Source organism: Pseudomonas sp. K5002, assembly GCF_013386655.1.
In the GTDB taxonomy this organism is placed as follows: Bacteria; Pseudomonadota; Gammaproteobacteria; order Pseudomonadales; family Pseudomonadaceae; genus Aquipseudomonas.
Map to the genome: position 1 here is coordinate 1 of NZ_JACARK010000593.1, position 6,748 is coordinate 6,748.

General features: G+C 61.9%; 4 protein-coding genes. 2 read left to right on the top strand and 2 right to left on the bottom strand.

Going from position 1 to position 6,748, the window contains the following annotated elements:
- Positions 1-715: FecR domain-containing protein (locus HX846_RS24280; RefSeq protein WP_178966238.1), on the bottom strand; the 715-nt coding region annotated here is incomplete at its 3' end.
- Positions 716-867: 152 nt separating this feature from the next.
- On the opposite strand from HX846_RS24280, the gene HX846_RS24285 reads away from it, so the two are divergent.
- The gene (locus HX846_RS24285; RefSeq protein ID WP_087694375.1) at positions 868-1,137 is read left to right on the top strand and encodes a PepSY domain-containing protein; all 270 of its coding nucleotides are present in this window, start codon (positions 868-870) and stop codon (positions 1,135-1,137) included.
- 41 nt (positions 1,138-1,178) lie between these two features.
- Here HX846_RS24285 and HX846_RS24290 read toward each other — a convergent pair whose 3' ends face one another.
- A complete protein-coding gene (locus HX846_RS24290) occupies positions 1,179-6,293 on the bottom strand; it encodes a dermonecrotic toxin domain-containing protein (protein WP_178966239.1) in 5,115 nt (1,704 codons plus the stop codon).
- Positions 6,294-6,463: 170 nt separating this feature from the next.
- Here HX846_RS24290 and HX846_RS24295 point away from each other — a divergent pair.
- A partial coding sequence (locus tag HX846_RS24295) for an Ldh family oxidoreductase (protein ID WP_178966240.1) occupies positions 6,464-6,748 on the top strand: 285 nt, incomplete at its 3' end.

Consider the following 6,748-nt stretch of genomic DNA (forward strand, 5'->3'; position numbering starts at 1 on the left):
TTGGCTGGGCCTGGGGGCTGGCATCGCCACGGTTGTAGCTGGCCTGCATCCCGGGTGACAGGCGCAGGCCGCTGTGGGCGTCGTCGCTGCTCACCAGCACCGAGCCTTGCAGCAGCATGACCCGCACATGGTCTTCGTATTTCCAGACATTGAACTGAGTGCCGGTCACTCGAACCTGGCCGTCCCCGGCGTGGACGATAAACGGATGTTGCGCGTCATGGCTGACCTTGAAAAACGCCTCGCCTTTTTTCAGGGTAACCCGGCGCTGATCCTTGAAATTGCTGTAGACCAGTTCGGTGCCCAGGTTCAGTTCAACCTGGCTGCCGTCGTCAAGGGTGACCTGGCGCAAGCTGTTTTCAGCTTCGTAATGGTTGTACGAGCTGGGCAGCCAGCCCGCTTCCCAGCCGGTAAAGGCCGCCAGTGGCAAGGCCACCAGGCATATCGCCGCCGCTACCGCGTAGTTCCTCAAACGGCTGCGAGGTTGTCGCCGCGCCACGACGGGGGCCGGCTCGCTGCGGGGCAAGTGATCGGCAACGTCCCAGATTTCCAGCATCGCGGCGTATTCGAAGGCATGCAGTGGATGCGCATCGTGCCACTGCTCGAAGGCCTGACGCTCCGCCGTCGTGCAATCGCCAGCGTGCAGACGCATGCACCAGTGCGCAGCGGCATCGGTGATGGCGTCGTATTCGGCTTCTGATAGGGACTTATCTGTCATTAACTCATCCTGATTTCCGACATTCTAACCTCCACAGCAGGACGGCGAGAACAGCCATCATGGCGAATGCACATCAATTGGAACTAATTCTCGTCTGCAGGGCCCTAAAAAATTCAGGACAGGTAACACTCATTCCCTAATGGAGCACGAAAATGCTTAAGAAAACCTTAGCCGCCGTTGTCGCAACCACCGCCTTGCTCAGTGCTGGAGCCGCCCTGGCGGACAAACCGGGCGCAGGCTGGATCACCATTGAGAAAGCCATCGAGACCGCCAAGGGCAAGGCCGGCTACGTCGAGATCTACAAGATCGAAGCCGATAACGATGGCTACTGGGAAGGTGAGGGGCGCAAGGCCGATGGCGTGGTCTATGAGTTCCGCATCGACGGTGAGTCGGGCAATGTGTTGCGCGATCAGAAAGACTGAATGAACTGACAGGTGCGGGCGTTCGGCCCGCACCCTGTCTGTTACGGTATGGCTTCGGCAATCGAAGGCACGGGGTCCAGCTGGCGCCCCAGGGTTGTGATCAATAAGGTCAGTGAGTCGGCGTTATCCATCTGTGTGTTGAACCGCCGCGTCAGGTTGGTTTTGAAAATTCCCCGCGCATTGCTCAAGTCCACGCCTCCGGTCGTGGCAAGAATCTGCTGCCTGATGTAGTCATCTTCCGGGTCGGTTCCCAGATCAGACCCGGTAGCCCCCCACGCGTCCGCTGATTTGAACAACTGCCCCACTGGCGTGTTGATCGAGTACGCATTCTCCTGCACGTTGCGCAGCCAGTCCTGAAGATCGCGACCGGCTTGGGTCTGTACTTCAATCAGGTCGGAAAAAGGTGATGTGGAATTGAGGTAGGCGACGTCGGCGGTATTGCTCACGATATGAGTCAACTCATGAATCAAGGTGGCCGCGCGGGCATGGGCTCTTTGGTCGAAGTGATTGATCAGGCGCCCTTCGAAATCGGCCGTAGGGGGGTTGAAGAAGTTTTCAGTGAGGTAGATGCGTCGATCCGGGTCGCCGTCGATGGTAAACGCCCAGTGCCGTTCGGGTTCGGCAATATGCGCACCGGAGACGAAACGCCGGGAATTGAGCGAGTAGAGTGTCGGCTCCAGCGCCTCATCGAGGAGGGCGGTCACCGTGTCCATGAGTTTTTGCGCGAGGGCTTCCGGAAACTTGGCCGGGCCGGTGTCGGCGTCTATCGGGATGCCAAAGAAGCGGTTGATGAAGCGATGCACCCGGGTCACGGGCGGATACTGGTGGTCGAGCAGCTTCAGGTTCTGCTGGCAGTTGTGCAGGTAGAAGGTTGCCAGGTCCAGTGCCTCGACGATCGCCTGGGCCCTGGCGGGCGACACACGCCGAATCTCGGCCAGGCCGCGGGCCTCGACGTTCATCACCTGGTCCACGGCTGTCCGCACCTCACGGCGGTCCATCATTGCACTCCATCCGGGGCCGTGGCGGCGAACCGATGCGCCCGGGTCCAGGGTCCATTTGCGGTTGGCATCCAGGCGCACAAACGGTCCTTTGGACCGTGCACTGAAAAGCCGCCAATGGCCTTCGACCTGCCTGGCGCGGTAGACCTTGCCTGCGCACGGCAGGTAATGCCGGTTGTCCGTCGCTGTGTAGACGCCCGTGTTGCCTGCCGTCAGGCCCTCCAGGCTGATGTCGCAGGCTTCGTACGCTTGCAGCCGGGTTCGGGCCCGGGCGGTGACGTCGATGTCGTGCCAGGCACTGGCCGTTTGCGTCGGCGCGGGTTGCGCGGGGGCGGTGCCTGGTGTCGAGGGTTCATCCATCAATGCGCGGATCGAAGCCATTTGCGCGACACCGCCGATGAAGGTTTGCAGCGCCTCGCGCCAGCGGTGTTGCTGCAAGTCTTCGGCAGAGGCCTGGAACAGTTTGTAGCTTTGCCAGATCACCAGCGGCACCATCAGTTTGCCCGGCAGCAACGCCTGCGCGTGCTGCAGTCCGCTGCTGAACAAGGCTTTGAGGGTGTCCCAGGCTGACCGGCCGTTGGCCTGGGATTGCTGTTCAAACAGGTTCGAGATCAATCCGATGTTGTCGCGGTACAACTGCTTGAGGGCGTGGCCCCTGATCGGATTGGCCCCCAGGGTGATTTCCGAGGTTCCCCCGACCGTGCTGGCCCAGAGGTGTCTATACGTGGCTTGCTCAGCCTCTGGCAGGCGACCGATCACCCAGTCCTGCAAGGGGCCGGGCAGGTTGAGCCGGCGAATCAAATCCGCCTCGTTGTCGAACTCCTGGAACGCCTGTTGCGGCCCATAGGGCGCATACATCACCAGCGGAGTGCTTTCGGCGGCGCTGATCAAGTAGACCCCAAGGGTCTTGATGGACCGGGCCCCCGCCGTGGCGATCAACTCCAGCGGACGCACTGTCGAGGTCGCGCCCTCGACCGCTGCGCGGGCGAGCGCGTCCGGCATGTCGAGGACCTGTTCGACCAGGCTCAGGCCCGCGGGTGATAACAGTTCCTGCAGCCTCAGCGCGTGGGCATTTTGCAACAGTTGCCAGGGCAGTTGCCGAATAAACCGGCGCTCCCGCACGTCTGCGCCCGGCTTGCCCGGGGTGAGTTTTTCGACCAGGCAAGCCTGGTGGTCCTGCTTGAGGGGCAGGCGCGCGAGGATCTGGCGCACCACAGCAGGTGTCAGGCCGGCGGCTGTGGACTCGACATCGAATGCAGCAGCTTGCTGGCTGACGTGATTGAGGGCGTAGTCCACCAGGTTCTGCCGCTGGCCGGCCAATACCAGCTTGGGCAGGATGTAGACGTCTTGCGGGCGCACGTCATAGGGCTGCAACAAGTCGATGAGCTTGCTGCCGAGATACGCTGGCAGCGGCAGGAAATCGTCAAGGTAGTCCTTGTCGTCCGTGAGGCTGTGGCGGTATTGCTCAAGGATTTCGACATGGCGACGCTGTTGGCTGACAGACGCCATCCCCAGCCAGGCGGGCAGTGATTGTTGTGCCATGAAGGTCTGGGCGATTTGTGAGGCATGGCCCAGGTCGTTGGCCGGCAAGGCCTTTTCCAGCCCCCCGAGACGCTTCAGCAAGGCGTCCCCTGAGAGCGTCAGGGTGAGGCAGTGAGCCCGTTGTGCCCTGTAATGATCAATCCAGGACTGCTGGCAGTGCTGTGCGACCGCGCCGTTGATCAGCATGAACTGACCGAGTGCGCAGGCCTGGTGCGGTTTGAGATAGCGCGGGTCGAGATTGGCCAGTAGCTGCCTGCGAAGGTCCGGGGCGGCCAGTCGTCGTTGCAGTTCTGTCTGCAACTGGCTGACATTGGCGAAACTCTCCAGGCCGCGCGCCGGCGTCCACAGCACGGCCCGGCCTGAGTGGGACGGGGCCAGGCCACCGCGTTCGGTGAGCATCAAGCAATGCGCCAGGGGCACCCGTTGCGTCAGGCCCTCGGGTTCGACGGTCAACGCATAGGCATCCGGGATGAATCCACCCAGGCCCTGGCGCCGGCGGCGATCAGGGTGTTGAAGATCAAACACCGTCTGCGCGATCGCCTCATCACGCGCGTCCAGGCTGTTGTTGAGGCGCCTGAGCCTGGCTTCGCCCTGGATCGCCACCGCCATGGCATGGGCCATCGGCGCCTTGAGCTGTTCCAGGTATTCGCGGGGAATATCGGCAATGTTGGAGTGATGAAACTTGACCAGTGCGGCATCGAGCACTGCGTTGGCTTGCGCTATGTCCAGGCCGCCCAGCGGTGTGACAGCCCCATCGACCTGGCTGGCGTAAAGGCCATAGTGCGGCGTTTGCGGAATCGGCCCGCGCTTGTGTATCAGGCGCGCAAGAAAGTAACTGCGCAGACTCTGGCTTTCCAGGGGCGCAGTGGCGGGTGTCGCGCTTGCGCTGGCGGCGTAGCGATTGACGTAGATCTTGCCGGGATCGTGGCCAGCCAAGCCGCGGCGGTTGAACTCGGCGGTGAGCGCCTGATTGACGGTGTTGGCCAATGTGGGTTGCGCTCGCACCTGGGTTGCCAGCGTGTCCTGGATATCGGTCATCTGCTTTTGCAGCAGGGCGGCACGTTCGGCGGCCAGCGACACCGGGCGAGTCGGGTCGGCCAGTACCGAATGAGGCGTCCAGCGTCCCGCGGTATCCAGGCCCGGGAGGTGGCTGTCGATCATGTACCGCACATCCAGCGCGTAGTCGAGCAAGGCCGAGGGGTCAATGCCGGCGCGGGTGCGTCGGTACAGGTCGAGTGCGTAGCGTAGGTTCTGTTGCTGCTTGCCGATGATGGTTTCGAGCACCTGCTCAAACAGATTGCCGGCGATGGGAGTACCGGAAAACTGCGGCGTCTTGAACCCTACAAACAGCGCCCGCTCCTCCAGGGACATCAGGTTGTAGAGGTCGTCTTCATAGCCTGGCGCCTTGACCATGGCCTTGAGGGTGTCCATCAGGTCGTCGTAGGTCCCGAGCACCTGCAGGCCCTTCTCGGGGGTGTAGAGAAAGGTCTGCGAATTGCCGATCATCAAGGTGCTGGCCAGCTCGACGGCGTTGCTCGGCTGCTCCCAGATCTGTACGTTCTCGACGCGCAGCGTCTGGCTGTTCGGGGGGGGCTCGTTACCCCGGGAAGAGTACAGCGCTGCTAATGCGCGGCTTTGCTCCGGACTGATGATGGATTGCTGGCGCTTGAACAGCAGATCCAGTTGCGCATTGGCGGCCATGGCCCGGGCGAACCAGGCCCGACGCGACACGCCCGGTGCGATCTCGCTGTTCCAGAACGTCTCCAGTGCACTGTGCAGGAACGGGATCAGTTGGCCGGCTGCTTGTTTGATCGCGGTTTCCCAACGCTGCGTGTCGCGGGCCTTGGCGTCGGCAGGCCGCTTGGGGTGGAAAAACTCCCGGGTTTGCCCGGCGGGCCAGGCTTGTTCACGGTAGTACAACAGCACCGCGTCATTGAGTTGCAGCGAGTCGATCCAGCGAGGCACCGTGTACCCAACGGGCTGTATGGCGAAAAAACTCACGTGGGCTTCGCCGGGGCTGAGCCCGGGGAACAGTGGGCGGCAGACGCTTTCGAGCAGTTTTGAAAGCAGGGCGCCGAGGGCGGGCAACTGTTTCAACGCCGCCAGCAGCGCCTGGCGATTATTCTCCTGATAGCGCCTGAGGGTTTTTTCCTGTTCACCCAATACGTCGCCGAGCATGGCCTCCGGTGTCAGCACCAGTCGGTTGTCGAGTAGCGGCGATGGTTGTTGCTGCAAGGGCAGGAAGTACAGCAGTTGCGTGGCGCTGTCCGGGGTTTTCAAGCGCTCGGTCAGTGCTGTCAGCAAGTGGGCGGGGCTGTCGAATTTTTCCAGGCCGCCGTACGGGGTGTAGAGCCAGGCATGTGGGTAGGCGCTGGTTGAACTCATCATGAAGCTGCCGGCCAGTTCGACGGCATTGGCAGTGCTTTTATTCAACCAGATGCGCTGCGCGATCATTGGCGGCGACTGTTGGCGACGGCCTGCATCGCTGGCAAAAAACACCTTGCCGAGAAACTCGATGTCCCTGCTGTCGATGTTCAGCTGGCGCTCACGGTCCAGCGCCCTCCAGCCCACGCGCATGGCTTCGGGGAAAAAATACGGGAGAGGGGTGTGGCTCATCATCCTGATCCTTGAAGAGTTGCGTGCCTGCAACCTATCCAGGCCTGGCGCCACGAGGGGCTAGATATGTCTGGCGCTCCCTGTCGACAGCCATGGGGCAAACCCTGTCTAATCGACGGACCGATTCTTGTACGCTGTTGCCCATTCCAATAATTAAACGGGAGCTTCAGATGTCTGCATCGCCTTTGGATGTCGAGTCTTCATCAGAGCGACTCAGTTATGCGCAATTGACCGACCTGCTGCGCCAGGTGTTTGTCCGCCACGGTACGTCGGCCGATGTGGCCCAGGTGCTGGCCGAGAATTGCGCCAGCGCCGAGCGCGACGGTGCCCACAGCCACGGTGTATTCCGTATCCCCGGTTACGTCTCGACCCTGGCCAGTGGCTGGGTCAACGGCAAGGCGGTGCCGGTGGTCGAGGATGTGGCCAGCGGGTTTGTGCGGGTGGATGCGGCTAAC